The 13736-nt window shown below is 64.0% G+C and carries 14 protein-coding genes; 6 read left to right on the top strand and 8 right to left on the bottom strand.

Annotation, left to right across the window (positions count from 1 at the left end; all coding sequences use genetic code 11):
- Positions 1-8: 8 nt before the first annotated feature.
- A complete protein-coding gene (locus tag HKD46_RS07025; RefSeq protein ID WP_171865068.1) occupies positions 9-374 on the top strand; it encodes a lipid-A-disaccharide synthase N-terminal domain-containing protein in 366 nt (121 codons plus the stop codon).
- On the top strand, positions 364-2052 hold the full coding sequence (locus HKD46_RS07020) for a glycosyltransferase family 39 protein (RefSeq protein WP_233735864.1): 1689 nt from the start codon (positions 364-366) through the stop codon (positions 2050-2052). The genes HKD46_RS07025 and HKD46_RS07020 overlap by 11 nt, the downstream gene beginning before the upstream one ends.
- 42 nt (positions 2053-2094) lie before the next feature.
- Here HKD46_RS07020 and HKD46_RS07015 read toward each other — a convergent pair whose 3' ends face one another.
- The gene (locus tag HKD46_RS07015; RefSeq protein ID WP_171865067.1) at positions 2095-3093 is read right to left on the bottom strand and encodes an NAD-dependent epimerase; all 999 of its coding nucleotides are present in this window, start codon (positions 3091-3093) and stop codon (positions 2095-2097) included.
- Positions 3090-4439, bottom strand: a complete 1350-nt coding sequence (locus HKD46_RS07010) for a UDP-glucose/GDP-mannose dehydrogenase family protein (protein WP_171865066.1) — start codon at positions 4437-4439, stop codon at positions 3090-3092. The genes HKD46_RS07015 and HKD46_RS07010 overlap by 4 nt, the downstream gene beginning before the upstream one ends.
- 307 nt (positions 4440-4746) lie before the next feature.
- Between HKD46_RS07010 and HKD46_RS07005 the strand changes: the two genes are divergently transcribed.
- Complete coding sequence (locus HKD46_RS07005; protein WP_171865065.1) at positions 4747-5355, top strand: YitT family protein; 609 nt, start codon at positions 4747-4749, stop codon at positions 5353-5355.
- 97 nt (positions 5356-5452) lie between these two features.
- Here HKD46_RS07005 and HKD46_RS07000 read toward each other — a convergent pair whose 3' ends face one another.
- The 3 genes from HKD46_RS07000 to HKD46_RS06990 are packed head-to-tail and all read right to left on the bottom strand — an operon-like array spanning position 5453 to position 8133.
- Positions 5453-6244, bottom strand: coding sequence for a heme ABC transporter ATP-binding protein (locus HKD46_RS07000; RefSeq protein ID WP_171865064.1), 792 nt, complete (start codon positions 6242-6244; stop codon positions 5453-5455).
- 15 nt (positions 6245-6259) lie between these two features.
- The gene (locus tag HKD46_RS06995) at positions 6260-7291 is read right to left on the bottom strand and encodes an iron ABC transporter permease (RefSeq protein ID WP_161470489.1); all 1032 of its coding nucleotides are present in this window, start codon (positions 7289-7291) and stop codon (positions 6260-6262) included.
- Positions 7288-8133 carry a hemin ABC transporter substrate-binding protein gene (locus HKD46_RS06990; protein ID WP_010673226.1) on the bottom strand — a complete coding sequence of 282 codons (846 nt, stop codon included), beginning with the start codon at positions 8131-8133 and terminating at the stop codon, positions 7288-7290. The genes HKD46_RS06995 and HKD46_RS06990 overlap by 4 nt, the downstream gene beginning before the upstream one ends.
- A 167-nt stretch (positions 8134-8300) precedes the next feature.
- Here HKD46_RS06990 and hutX point away from each other — a divergent pair, with 167 nt between their 5' ends.
- A complete protein-coding gene (hutX, locus tag HKD46_RS06985; RefSeq protein ID WP_171865063.1) occupies positions 8301-8813 on the top strand; it encodes a heme utilization cystosolic carrier protein HutX in 513 nt (170 codons plus the stop codon).
- The gene (gene hutZ, locus HKD46_RS06980) at positions 8810-9367 is read left to right on the top strand and encodes a heme utilization protein HutZ (RefSeq protein ID WP_010673228.1); all 558 of its coding nucleotides are present in this window, start codon (positions 8810-8812) and stop codon (positions 9365-9367) included. Before hutX ends, hutZ begins: the two co-directional genes overlap by 4 nt.
- A 65-nt stretch (positions 9368-9432) precedes the next feature.
- Here the strand turns inward: hutZ and HKD46_RS06975 are convergent, their stop codons facing one another.
- The 3 genes from HKD46_RS06975 to HKD46_RS06965 are packed head-to-tail and all read right to left on the bottom strand — an operon-like array spanning position 9433 to position 11414.
- A complete protein-coding gene (locus HKD46_RS06975; RefSeq protein WP_041211184.1) occupies positions 9433-9840 on the bottom strand; it encodes a hypothetical protein in 408 nt (135 codons plus the stop codon).
- 39 nt (positions 9841-9879) lie between these two features.
- Positions 9880-10431 (bottom strand): cysteine hydrolase family protein, encoded by a 552-nt coding sequence (locus HKD46_RS06970; protein ID WP_039040040.1) that lies wholly within the window; start codon positions 10429-10431, stop codon positions 9880-9882.
- Positions 10432-10445: 14 nt separating this feature from the next.
- A complete protein-coding gene (locus HKD46_RS06965; protein ID WP_113978651.1) occupies positions 10446-11414 on the bottom strand; it encodes a ChaN family lipoprotein in 969 nt (322 codons plus the stop codon).
- 196 nt (positions 11415-11610) lie between these two features.
- On the opposite strand from HKD46_RS06965, the gene HKD46_RS06960 reads away from it, so the two are divergent.
- Positions 11611-13704 (top strand): TonB-dependent hemoglobin/transferrin/lactoferrin family receptor, encoded by a 2094-nt coding sequence (locus HKD46_RS06960; RefSeq protein WP_171865062.1) that lies wholly within the window; start codon positions 11611-11613, stop codon positions 13702-13704.
- Positions 13705-13736: the final 32 nt, after the last annotated feature.

Here is a 13736-nt window from a genome sequence, read left to right as displayed (position 1 = left end):
GGGCGGCGATGATCGATGCCCTGCTTTCCATGGAGCTGACCTGGTTTGACTGGACGGGTCTGCATGTCACCGGTTGGAAGCTCATCGGCTACACGGGGGCGCTCATGTTCGGCGGGCGCTGGCTGGTGCAGTTTCTGGCGTCCAGGCGGGCCGGCCGGCCCGTCATTCCCCGCCTGTTCTGGTACATGAGCGTGCTCGGCAGCCTGATGACGCTCAGCTACTTCATCTTCTCCCCCAAGCAGGACTCCGTCGGCGTGCTGCAGAACCTCTTCCCCACCTTTACCGCCCTCTACAGCCTCTATCTGGACATCCAGCACAGAGGGTGGAAGCGGGACAAGGTCGTCGACGACTATGAGGTTCGTCATGGTAAATGATCGTTATCTGCTCAGGCAGGAGTCGCTGGGCTGGCTGCTGCTGATCGCCCTGGTGGTGCTGGGGGCGGGCCTCGGCCTGCGGGATCCCTGGCCCGCCGACGAGCCGCGCTTCGCCCTGATCGCCAAGGAGATGGTGGAGAGCGGCCAGTGGCTCTTCCCCATGCGCGGTGGCGAGATCTACCCGGACAAGCCCCCCCTGTTTATGTGGGGGATAGCGATAGGGTATCTGCTGACCGGCTCCATCAAGGTGGCCTTTCTGCTGCCCTCCCTGCTGGCGGGCCTGCTGACCATCGCGCTGGTGTGGGATCTGGGGCGCCGGCTGTGGAGCGCACAGGTCGGTTTCATGGCCGGTCTGCTGCTGCTCTTTACGGTCCAGTTCACCCTGCAGGCCAAGACGGCGCAGATCGATGCGCTGGTCACCTTCTTCATCACCTTGGGGGTCTATGGCTTCGTCCGCTTCCTGCTCTGTGGTGGCGGTTGGCGCTGGTACTGGCTCGGCTGGTTCGCCGCCGGGCTCGGCATCATCACCAAGGGGGTGGGGCTGCTGGCCCTGCTGATCCTGATCCCGGCCGTCTGGACCCACAGGGAGAAGATCCGCGCCGCCACCAGGGGCGATTGGCTCAAGGGGCTGGCGGGGCCGCTGTTCATGGTGCTGGCCATCGCTCTCTGGCTGGTGCCCATGTTGCTCGCCGTGGCCCAGAGCGGGGATCCCGTGCTGCAGGCCTACCGGGACAACATACTGCTGCGTCAGACGGTGACCCGCTATGCCAACGCCTGGCATCACGTCAAACCCTTCTGGTACTACCTCACCTCGGTGATCCCGCCATTCTGGCTGCCGCTCTCCCTGCTGCTGCCCTGGCTGGTGATGGCCTGGCGCAAGGCCATCCAGGGGCAGGATAGGCGCATCATATTGCTGCTCGGTTACCTGGTGCTGGTGATCCTCTTCTTCTCGGCCTCGCCGGGCAAGCGCGGCGTCTATGTCACGCCGGGGACGCCGGCGCTGGCCCTGCTGACGGCTCCCTTCGTCGCCGAGCTGCTGGCGAGGGTCTGGCCCGCACGCCTGTTGGGTGGACTCGGCTGGCTGCTGGGGATCATCTGTGTGGGCGGGGCGGGGGCGCTGGCCTTCAGCACCAGGCTGGCGAGCAGACTGGAGGATCTGGGCCCGGCCCCTTGGTTGCCCCTGCTGGCGATGGGAGGGGGGCTGCTGCTGGTCAACGCCCTGCTGCGCCGGGCGCCACTGACCGCCATTCTCAGCTCCCTGGCAGTGGGGTGGCTGATCTACTCCTGCTGGATCAGCGTGCGCCTCAACGAGGTGCGCACCCCTCAGGCAGTCATGGCATTGGCGGCGCAGAAGGTGCCTGTGGGGGATGAACTGCTGCTGGCGGGCTTCAAAGAGCAACATCTGCTGTTTAGCCTGCAACCAGTGAAACATTACCCTTATCTGATGGGAGACGGGGAGCAGGCCCGGGAAGCTGCCGCCTGGATAGGGGCTGCCCCCGGGCGCTGGGTACTGGGGAGCGCCGACCTGATGGTGAGGTGTTTTGACTCCGCGAAGATGGAAAACCTCGGCAACCGTCACCGCACCGACTGGCTGCTGGCAGGCCCGCAGGCCCTCAAACCCGCCTGTCGTGGGCTCTCCCCCACCATGGTGCCCTTCAGCTATCCCCCTTCATCCTGAGCGCAGGGTCGCGAGCCAGGGGACCCTGCCACCTCGTTTGGCTCAGACCCGGTAGTAGTCCCGATACCAGCGGACAAAGCTGTCTACCCCTTCCTTGAGCCCGACACGGGGGCGATAGCCCGTGGCGTCGAACAGCGAGCGGGTGTCGGCCCAGGTGGCGAGCACGTCGCCGGGCTGCATGGGCAGCATGTTGCGGATGGCCCGTTTGCCGAGGGCCGACTCGATGGCATCCACGAAGTCCAGCAGCCTGACCGGGCTGCCGTTGCCGATGTTGAAGAGGCGATAGGGGGCCGGGCTGGCGTCCGGGGCCCCCTGCCAGTGGGCATCGCCCGCAGGGGGGATGTCTGCGATGCGCACTATCCCCTCGACGATGTCGTCGACATGGGTGAAATCCCGGCTGAGCTGGCCCTGGTTGTAGAGGTCGATGGGGTCGCCGTTCAGGATGGCGTGCACGAACTTGAACAGGGCCATGTCGGGCCGGCCCCAGGGGCCGTAGACGGTGAAAAAGCGCAGCCCGGTGGTGGGCAGGCCGTAGAGATGGGAGTAGGAGTGGGTCATCAGCTCCCCGGCCTTCTTGCTCGCCGCATAGAGGGAGACGGGATGATCCGCCCCATCGGACGGCTTGAACGGCATCTGTTCGTTCAGCCCGTAGACCGAGCTGGAGGAGGCATAGACCAGATGTTGCACCCGGGTCTGGCGACACCCCTCCAGCACGGTAAGGTGGCCGGTGAGGTTGCTGTCGGCGTAGGCGAAGGGGTTGTCCAGGGAGTAGCGCACCCCGGCCTGGGCCCCCAGATGGATCACCCGGTCAAACTGCTCGTGGGCAAAGAGCGAGGCCATGGCCGCGCGGTCCGCGAGATCGAGGTGTTCGAAGCGAAAGCCGGGTAGAGGCGTGAGCAGGGCGAGGCGCGCCTCCTTGAGACTCACCGCGTAGTAGTCGTTGAGGTTGTCTATCCCCACCACCTGATGGCCGTCGCCACAGAGCCTGCGCGCCACATGAAATCCGATAAACCCGGCGGCGCCGGTGACGAGGTACTTCATCGCTCCTCCTGATGAGCCAGGCTGTCGCCACGGCCGATGGCATAGTAGGTGAAACCGCGCTGGCGTAGACGGGCCGGATCATAGAGGTTGCGGCCGTCGAAGATGATGGCCTGCTTCAGGGTCTGGCGAAGCAGGTCGAAATCCGGTGCGCGGAACTGTTGCCACTCGGTGCAGACGAGCAGGGCATCGGCCCCCTGAAGGGCGGTTTCCTGGGTGTCGCACAGGAGCAAATCTGCCCGCTGGCTATAGAGGCGGGCGGCCTCGGTCATGGCCTCGGGGTCGAACGCCTGCACCTTGCCTCCTGCCGCCCAGATCGCCTCCATCAGCACCCTGCTCGGGGCTTCGCGCATGTCGTCGGTATTGGGTTTGAAGGCGAGTCCCCATAACGCGAAGGTGCGCCCCGACAGACTGGCACCAAAATGGTGGTGCAGCCGGGTCATGAGCCTGTGCTTCTGCGCCTCGTTGACCTGCTCCACCGAGCGCAGCAGGGGGGTCTCGCACCCCGCCTCCTTCGCGGTGTGGATCAGCGCCCTGACATCCTTGGGGAAGCAGGATCCGCCATAACCGCAGCCTGGGTAGATGAAGTGGTGGCCGATGCGCGGATCGGCACCGATACCCTTGCGCACCTCCTCGATATCGGCGCCCAGGGCTTCGGCCAGGGTGGCCATCTCGTTCATGAAGGAGATGCGGGTCGCCAGCATGGCGTTGGCGGCGTACTTGGTCAGTTCGGCGCTGCGTGCATCCATCCGCAGGATGCGGTCTCGCTTGCGGTTGAAGGGGGCGTAGAGCTCCTCCAGCAGGGAGAAGGCGTGATCGGAGTCGGTGCCGATGATGATGCGATCCGGCCGCAGGCAGTCGGCGACGGCGGCGCCCTCCTTGAGAAATTCGGGGTTGGAGACCACGTCGAGCGGAAGATCGAGACCACGGTCGGCGAGGCGCGCCGCAATGTGTCGCCGTACCCGGCTGGCGGTGCCGACAGGGACAGTGCTCTTGTTGACCACCACCTTGCCCCCTTGCATCAGGCGGCCTATGGTGTCCGCCACCGTCATTACCTGATGGAGGTCGGCAGACCCGTCCTCGTCCGGCGGGGTGCCGACCGCGATGAAGATGAGCTCGGCGAAGCCCACCCCCTCGGCCACGTCCGTGGTGAAGTGCAGGCGACCGGCCTGGTGGTTGGCCTGTACCATGGGGGCCAGGCCGGGTTCGAAGATGGGGATGATGCCTTCTTTCAGCCGGCCGACCTTAGCGGCATCCACATCCACACAGGTCACCTGGTGGCCCATCTCGGCCAGCACGGCGGCCTGGACCAGACCCACATAACCTATTCCGAATACGGCGACTCTCATCTGCGGCGACTCCTTGGGGGCAGAGATTTGCGAGGCCCCATTCTAGAACGATTCATTGTTGGTAACAGCGGGATCCGTCCGGTTTTTCAGCCTGGGGCCAGGGTGGCGCGGGGGAGAGTGGCTGATCTTGGTGCAGGGGTTGTAACGCAGGGCTGACGAGCACCATTTTGGTGCGTACTGCCACCGTCTTGTGATCCGGCTCACTGAAATCGGACACTGTGGTCATAAACGAAGTCCCGATCCACGGGGCTCGCCACCGCCAGTGCTGGCGGCAGACACTCTTTTCACTTCGCATGGACACCCGGTTATGGACAACACCCCCCGCTCTGCACACCCGCTCTATGAGGATGTGCTCGCCCTGCTGACCGCGGCAGGCTTCGTCTCCCTCGGCATCTTCCTGTTCCATCAGGTCGGCCTGCTCACCGGCGGCACCGCCGGGCTGGCGCTGCTGCTGCAGCAGGTGACCGGCATCAGCTTCGGCCTGCTGTTCTTCGCCATGAACCTGCCTTTCTATGTCTTGGCCTGGCTCAGAATGGGGCCGCGCTTCACCCTCAATACCTTTGCCGCCGTGGCCACCGTCTCCTTCATGACGGATCACCTCAACGCCGTGCTGCAAATCGGCAAGATCGAACCCGTCTATGCGGCGCTGATCGGCGGCACCCTGATCGGCATGGGGCTGCTCATCATGTTCCGCCACAAGGCGAGCCTGGGGGGCTTCAACATCCTGGCGCTCTTCATTCAGGACAGATGGGGTGTGCGGGCAGGCAAGCTGCAAATGGGGCTGGATTGCGCCATCGTGGTTGCCTCATTCTTCGTGGTCTCCCCCTGGCTGCTGGCGCTTTCCGTGGTGGCTGCCATCATCTGTAACCTGGTGTTGACACTCAATCACAAGCCGGGGCGCTACCAGATAGCCTGATGTGCCCAGGGAAGTTGCCCTGCAGGTCAGCCCAAGGCTGGATACCGCAAAAAAACAGAGCGCCTGATGGCGCTCTGTTGCTATCTGTCCCGGGGTGTCACACCACCATGGGTTGTCCGGTCTCGGGGTGGTGGATCACCTCGGCCGGGTAGTCGTAGAGCCGAGCGATGAGCGCCGGGGTGAGCACCTCGGCCGGGGGGCCGTCCGCCATCAGGCGACCGCGCTCCAGCATCACCAGCCGATCGGCGTAACGGGCCGCCAGATTGAGGTCGTGCAGCACCACCAGCACGGCGGTGTTGCGACCGGCCAGGGCGCGGGCCATGGTGAGCAGCTGGTGCTGGTACTTGAGGTCGAGGGCCGAGGTGGGTTCGTCGAGCAGCAGCAGCCGCGCTTGCTGCGGTTCGTCCGGGGCCTGCCAGATCTGGGCCAGCACCCGGGCGAACTGCACCCGCTGGCGCTCCCCGCCGGAGAGGCCGGGGTAGAGGCGGCCCGTCAGGTGATCCACCCCGGCGTGGGTCATGGCGGCACGCACAATCTCGTCGCGTCGGCTGGCGGGCTCGCTGTGGGGCAGTCGCCCCATGGCCACCACCTCCTCGCACAGGAAGGGGAAGCTCAAGGAGGAGCTTTGCGGCAGCACCCCGAGCCTGTGGGCCAGCGCGTTGCCGGCCCACTCCTGGCGTTTCTGGCCGAACAGGGCGATGGTTCCCTCATGTGCCAGCTCGCCGGTCAGGCATTTGAGCAGCGAGCTTTTTCCGGCGCCATTCGGGCCGAGCAGGGCGGTCAGACTGCCGGCATGCAGGTCGAGATCCAGGCTGTCCAGGATAAGCCGGTTGCCACGACTGAGGCGAAGACCCCGGCAACTGAGCAGGGGGGAGGGGGATCCGGGCAAGGTGGCGATCTCCTGTTACAGGGCTTGGCGGCTCTTGACCAAGAGCCAGATGAAGAAGGGGGCCCCCAGCAGGGCGGTGATAATGCCGACGGGCAGCTCGGCCGGAGCGAGCAGGGTGCGTGCCAGCATGTCGGCCCCCAGCAGCAGGCCAGCCCCCAGCAGGGCAGACAGCGGGAGCAGGCGGACATGGTTGGGGCCGGCCAGCAGCCGTACCAGATGGGGAACCACCAGGCCGACAAAGCCGATCATGCCCGCCACGGCCACCGCCACGCCGACACCGGCAGCGGTGAGCAGGATGAGGCGACGCTTCAGCGTCTGCACGTTCACCCCCAGATGCCGTGCCTCTCCCTCTCCCAGCAGCAGGGCGTTGAGGGGATTGGCATCGCGCATGAACAGCAGCAGCAAAGCGGCCAGGGTCAGCAGCGCCAGCGTCACATCGACCGGCTTGCCTGCCGCCAGGGAGCCCATCTGCCACAGACTCAAGTTGCGCAGCATCTGATCGTCGGCGAGATAGGTGAGCAGTCCGATGACGGCGCCGGAGAGCGCCGTGATGGCCACCCCGGCCAGCAGCATCACGGTGACCGAGGTGCCCCCTTCTCGGGTACCCAGCAGATAGACGAGGGTGGTGGTGAGGGCTCCGCCGAGAAAGGCGAGCAGGGGCAGCAACCCCAGGCCGAGCAGGCTCTGCAGGTGCGAGTCCAACGGGGCGAGCAGCACGATGGCCAGGGCCGCGCCGAGTGCCGCCCCACCCGACACCCCTATGATGCCGGGGTCTGCCAGGGGGTTGCGAAACAGTCCCTGCATGACGGCGCCGCAGAGGCCGAGAATGCCCCCCACGGCGATGCAGAGCAGGGTTCGTGGCAGACGGATCTCCTGCACGATCAATAATTTGTGAGCCTCAATCCCGCTCTGTGGTCCGGCAAACAGGGCGCGCAGGCTCTCACCAAGGGAGAGGGACATGGGGCCGGTCGCGAGGGACCCGACCAGCAGCAACGCCAGCGCGCAGCCGGTCAGGGCGAGTAGCCAGGGCAGAGGCAGGCGCATCAGGAACCCTGCTTGATCCACTGGGCGATCTGGTTCGCCTGTTGCAGGGAACGAAGGCTGAGGCCCCCTTGCAGGGCATGTCCGTCGATGGCGTGGATAGCCTTGTTCTTGCCTGCCGGGGTGGCTGACAGGGCCGGCACCTGGCTCAGGACGGCGTCGGGATCCTGATACTGCTGCCAGTCGCGGCCGCTCACCAGCACCAGATCAGGCTGCAGCTCGATGAGGGATTCGGTGGAAACGGGCTTGTAGTCGTGGAGCCCAGCCACCGGATTGACGCCGCCCGCCAGGGTGACGAGGGCGCTGGCGGTGGTGTTGCCGCCAGCGATGCTGGTGGGCTGACCCTTGTGCAGCAGCAGGAAGGCGACCTTGAGGGGCTTGTTCTGCTTCGCCTGCGCCGCCAGGGTGTCGCTTTGGGCGGCAATTTCCTCCTTGAGCTTGCTCCCTGCCGTCTGGTCACCCAGGAGATGGGCCAGGGTGTCGATACGCTCGTTGAGGTTGGCCAGCGTAGGGGCTGTGGCCATGACCTCGACCTTGACGTTGGCACGGCGCAACTGATCAAGCGTGCTGTTCGGGCCCATCTCGTCGCTGCCGACCACCAGGGTCGGAGAGAGGCTCAGGATCCCTTCGGCGGCGAGGGCACGGTGATAGCCGACCTTGGGCACGCCTCTGGGCTCCGGACTGCTGACATCGGTAGCGACCAGGCTCTGCTCGCCCCCCAGCGCCAGGATGAGTTCCGTGGTGGCCGGGCCTATGCTGACGATACGCTCCACCGCCATGACGGATGGGGAAGAGAGGGAAAGGGCACAGCCGAGCAGGCTGAATGCGAGGGCAAAACGACGGCCCATGCGAACCTCCGAAGGGTGAATGAAATAAGGTTGCCGCCGAGAATATCAAGTCGCCCACCAAAATGCACTGAGAATGAAAGCGATTATCAATTGCGTTACTTGGGGCGCTTTATTACAGTATCCGTCGCGACACCGAGCACCATCGCCAGATCATCCAGGGAGAACCGATGAGCATTGCACAACGCATTCAGGCGCTGCTGGAGCAAGACCCCAGTGCCCACCCGTCCACTATCGCCACCGAGCTGGCCGTCAGCGAGTGGGAGGTGGTACGCCATCTGCCTGCCGCCCTGATGACGTCAGTGCCGGCCGGGGAGGCCGAAGCCCTGCTGGCGGACCTGTCCAGCTGGGGTCAGGTGACCACCATCGTCGAATCCGATGGCTCCATCTTCGAGGTGAAGGCTCCCTTCCCCAAGGGCAAGAACGCGCGCGGCTACTACAACCTGATGGGGCGGGACGGCGAACTGCACGGCCACCTCAAGCTCGACAACGTGGCGGGCATCGCCCTGGTCAGCAAGCTCTTCATGGGCAAGGAGGGGCACTCCTTCCAGTTCTTCGGCCACAGTGGCCGCTGCATTTTCAAGATCTACCTGGGCCGGGACGAGCAGCGTCATCTGCTGCCTGAGCAGGTGGAGCGTTTCATGGCCCTGCGCCGTCAGTATCAAGAGGAAGTGAAAGCATGAGTGAACGTCAGGAGCGCCTGCAAAACCGCCTGCAACCGGAGATCCGCGAGTTCCGCGACGGTTGCCGTACCCTGCAGCTCGCCACTGTGGATGGCGAAGGCAACCCCAATGCCAGCTATGCCCCCTTCGTGCTGCAGGAAGATGGATACTATGTGCTCATCTCCGAGATAGCTCGCCACGCCCGCAACCTGCAACAGGTGCCCAAGGTATCGCTGATGCTGATCGAGGACGAAACCGGTGCCCGCGAGCTGTTTGCCCGCAAGCGTCTGACCTTCGATGCGGTCGCCGAGGTGGTGGCCCGCGACGACGCACGCTGGGAGAAGGCCGTTGCGGCGCTGGAAGGGCGCTTCGGCGAGATAGTCAAAGGGCTCTCCAACCTCAAGGACTTCGTGCTGTTTAGGCTCAAGCCCGAGCAGGGACTGTTCGTCAAGGGATTCGGTCAGGCGTTCCGTGTCTCCGGCGACGAACTGGTGGACTTCGTTCACCTGGTGGAAGGGCACAAACGCATCGACAATGGCGCCGAGCTGACCAGCCCGGCGGATGAACCCGTTTGAGGGAACAATTAGCGAGATGAGAAAACGGGCAGCCTGGGCTGCCCATTTTGTTGTTATGTCCCGGGTTACTCTTGCCAGCCTGCCTGGTTGGGGAAGGCATCGCGATCGGCCTGGGTGGCGCTCTCGTTGCATTCCCCGCGGATCTTCCAGGAGGTCTGGCTGAGGACGATATAGCCGCTTCGGCAATACTTGCGCGTGGCCAGCATCTGGGTGAGCTGCTCGTCCTGCAGGGCTTCCCGGCGTTCCAGCAGGCTCTTGTCGCGGCGGCTCAGCCGGTTGTCATCTCCCTCCTGCAACCGGGTGGGCAGGACGTCGAGAGGGGCGGCCTCGAAGGTGAAGCGCTTGCTCCCGTCGTCGCTGATATGGGTGTGGAACAGGGGGGCCGGGCCATCGGGTGCTGCCCCCGGCAAGCCGGAGCAGGCGGTGAGCGCCGGTAACAGCAGCGTGAGGGCAACGGCAGAGAGTAGACGCACACAAGACTCCAATCGGGTGTTCACATCAGGACGGGCAGCTTAACACGCCCGCTCGGGTTGAATGGTGGCCAGCAGCTCATCCGTCGTGAGCAGGGTCACGCTTCTGCCTTGAGGCAGGCTCAGATGCCGCCACATGAAGTGGTGGTGCTGGATGATCTGCTCCGCACTCAGGTGCGGCCTGTCCGCCGTGGTATGGGCGTCGGTCACCGCAAAGGCGTCAAAGCCCCTGGCGGCGGCGCTGCGCAACGTGGTATCGACGCAAAAGTCGGTGGCACAGCCGCAGATGAGCAGTCTGTCTACCGACTGCTCTGCCAGCAGGAAGCCGAGCTCGGTGTCGAGGAAGCTGTCACAGGCGGTCTTGCGCACCCGGCTGTCGTGGGGAGACGGGGCCAGATCGGCGTGCAGTTGCCAGCCCGCACTGCCAGGTTCCAGCTCGGAACCCGGTTCGTCGTGTTGCACATAGATGACCCGTCCGTGTTGGCCCCGCACGCGATCGGCCAGACGATTGATGTTGGCGATGACCTGGGCATCCTGATGGCGGGGGTTATCGAACAACCCCTGTTGCATGTCGATGACGAGTAACACATCCATATGAAATCCTTGGGCTATTTTGAGGGTTGCAACCATTGGCTGCAGTCACGGCTTCGGGATTGATGCAGTGCGCCCATATCTTGCTTCATTTCCTTTGCATTTAGCCAGCGTTCCGGCAGGGGAGCGATGTGGACCCTGACGTCTGCGTCTCTCCCGGGGGCTGTCTCGTCACTGGTTTGCGGCACGATGAGTGCCACCTTGAGTGCCGGATTGCGGCTGGCGATGCGACTGGCGATCCCGAGTCCCCCCTCCACGTGGAAGTTGCCTGCGATATGCATGATGCGCCTGCCGGGATGCTTGCCCAGATAATCCACCATGCTTTCGGCCATGGTGTCGTCCCAGCTGGTCTGGGCGGCGAAGCGACGGGCGTTGCCGTCCGCATCCCCATGGTGCATGGAAGCCATGAACTTCTGGCGGTAGCCGTCATCCCCCAGAGTCAGCTCGCGGGCAAGCTGGCTGCGGCGATTGGCCGGCAGTTTGTCGAGCCAGGCCGGTCCCTCCTGACCGACGCAGCTCACCAGGGGTTTGGGGGCATTGGCGGCGATCACTGGCAGGTGCTGCGCCTTGGCAAACTCCACCAGAGGGCGGTAATCACTCTGGTAGTTGGGCCAGGCATGGCCATCTCGAATGAGGGCCGATTCGCCGATGCGTCCGGCCAGGTAGGCATCCAGCACCGGCTGATCGGCGCGGCTGAACTGCTCCATGGAGAGTACCAGGGCCCGGCCATCGGCTTGCGACATCTCGTCAAGCCCCGCCAGCAGACGTGCCTGCAACAGATGGATGGCCGGGTGAGTGTGAAGCTCCCCCACCAGCACGATGTCGGCATCCGCCACCCGCGCCACCGCCTGCTCGAAGGTCAACGCCTGCCCCTGGGCCGTATCGAGCCGTGCGTCATAGAGGGTCTCGGGTGGGGTGTTCTGCGACGTGGTGGCGCAGGCGGCCAGCAGCAGGGGCAGGGCGAGTAGGGGGAGTCGTCGGATCATGGTTACTCACTCAAGAAACAGGGGATGGGAAAAGGCTGCACCATGGGATGGCGGCATGGCGAGCGAAAAAGTGGCGCCAGTGTAAGGGGGAATGACGATAAAGTGAAATGAGAATGATTCACTTTATTATTGATCTTTGTCTCTGGCGGGGTAATATGCCTTCCGCTTGATAATAATTCTCAATAAGGACTTTGCAGTGGCGCACAACAACACCCCCTCCCTGATAGCCCTCGCCGTGGCGGCCGGGCTGATCTCCCCCACTTTCGCCGCAGACAAGAAAGCCGATGAAGTCATGGTCGTCAGCGGCTCCCGGATGGAACAGAAGCTGGAAGATGTTTCCGGTCCCATCGCCGTCATTACCTCGGAGCAGATTGAAGAGCAGGTCGTCAGCAACGTCGCCGATCTGTTCCGCTATGAGCCCGGGGTGAGCGTGCAGGGAGGAGCAGGAGATGCCCAAACCTTCACCATTCGCGGCATGAGCGAAAACCGGGTCAAGGTGGTGCAGGACGGTGTGCGCCAGAACGATGCCTACAAGAATGGCGGCGTGGGTCAGACCTACTTCGACACCGACATGATCAAGCAGGTGGAAGTGGCCAAAGGGCCGGCCTCGGCCGCTTACGGTTCCGATGCTCTGGGAGGCGTCATTGCCATCACCACCAAGGATGCAGGCGACTTCCTCAAGGGCCGCGACAGCTATCTGGATGCGACCACGGGTTATGCCTCCAGCAGCCACCAGAGAATGGCCGGCATCACGGGGGCGCTGCGCACCGGGGAAGTCGAGAACCTGCTGCGCTACACCTGGCGCGATGGCGGTGTCACCCAGAATTATGACGGCGACAAGAACGAGTTCGACATCGTCAGCCAGGCCGTGCTGTTCAAGAGCAAGTGGAATCTCTCCGATGAGCAGTTCCTGAAACTGACGGTGGATTACTTCACCGAGGGGCAGGATCCGGATGCCATCGATCTGACCAAGGCGGGCTCCGTCTTCAACCAGCCCATTACCGACAAGGAGACCGACAACCTCTCCCTGGTACTGGATCATGGCCTCGCCCTGAACGCCCCCTGGGCGGATCGCGTGGACAGCAAGATCTACTACAGCCGCGCCAAGCAGACCCTGGATCAGTACGCTTCGTCCAAGTATCCGGTCATGCCGGGCAACCCCTATGTGACCAAGAACTCCCTGGATCACAACGGTTTCGAGCAGGAGAGCCTGGGCGCCCAGGTGAAGTTCAACAAGGCGCTCGCCAGCCAGCGTCTGGCCTGGGGCCTGGAATACGAGCACACCGACAACGAGCGCACCCGCTTCAAGGGGCCGACCGTTCCGGGTGACTTCGTCGGCTACAACGAGCTGAGCTTCCCCTCCACCACCAGCGAGCGCAGTGCGCTCTGGGCCTTTGACGAGATCAAGTTCGGCGAGCGTTGGGTGCTGACCCCGGGCGTGCGTTACGACTACTACAAGATGACCCCGGACGAGGATCCCGCCTACACGGGCGAGAACATGAAGAAGATCTCCGAAGGGGAGTTCTCTCCCAAGCTGGGGCTGGTGTTCAAGGCGCACGAGGCGGCGAACCTGTTCGCCCAGTACAGCCACGGCTTCAAGGCGCCCATGTATGACAACGCCTTCTCCACCCTGAACCACCAGGCGTATGGCTATCGCATCGAGCCCAACCCGAACCTCAAGCCAGAGAGCAGCGACGGCATCGATCTGGGGGTGCGCGGCAGCCGTGGCGGGTTCAGCTATGAAGTGGCCACCTTCTACAACAAGTTCGACGACTTCATCGAACTGACGGCCGTGGGCACCGAAGGCCGTACCGCCCTCTATCAGTACCAGAACCTGGACAAGGCGACCACCAAGGGGGCCGAGGCCAAGGCGGACTACTGGTTGAACGAGCTGGTCAACGTCTGGGGCAACCTGGCCTACATCGAGGGCAAGGATGGCGAGGGCAACTACATCAACAGCCTGAGCCCCCTGAACGGCAGCGTCGGAGTGCGTCTGGAGCAGCCGAACTGGAACATCAACACCGCATTGCGCTTTGCCGACGACATGGACAAGGTGGGCAAGGATGCGCGAGGCAACGACAACATCAAGAGCGCAGGCTGGGGCGTGGTGGATCTCTATGCCCAGTTCAAGCCGGTGCAGGACCTGCAGCTCAACGTGGGGGTGTTCAACCTGTTTGACAAGGAGTACGTGAGCTACGAGAGCATCACCGGCCTTGCCGCCACCGCAGATACCAGCAAGCAGACCAAGCCTGGCCGCAACCTCAGTGCACGGGTCAAGTACGTGTTCTGATGGTCGTGGACCAGCATGAAGGAAAAGGGGCC

It is taken from the genome of Aeromonas sp. TW 6 (genome assembly GCF_013168745.1).
Classification (GTDB): Bacteria; Pseudomonadota; Gammaproteobacteria; order Enterobacterales; family Aeromonadaceae; genus Aeromonas; species Aeromonas caviae.
This window is presented reverse-complemented; position numbering and strand designations above follow the sequence as displayed.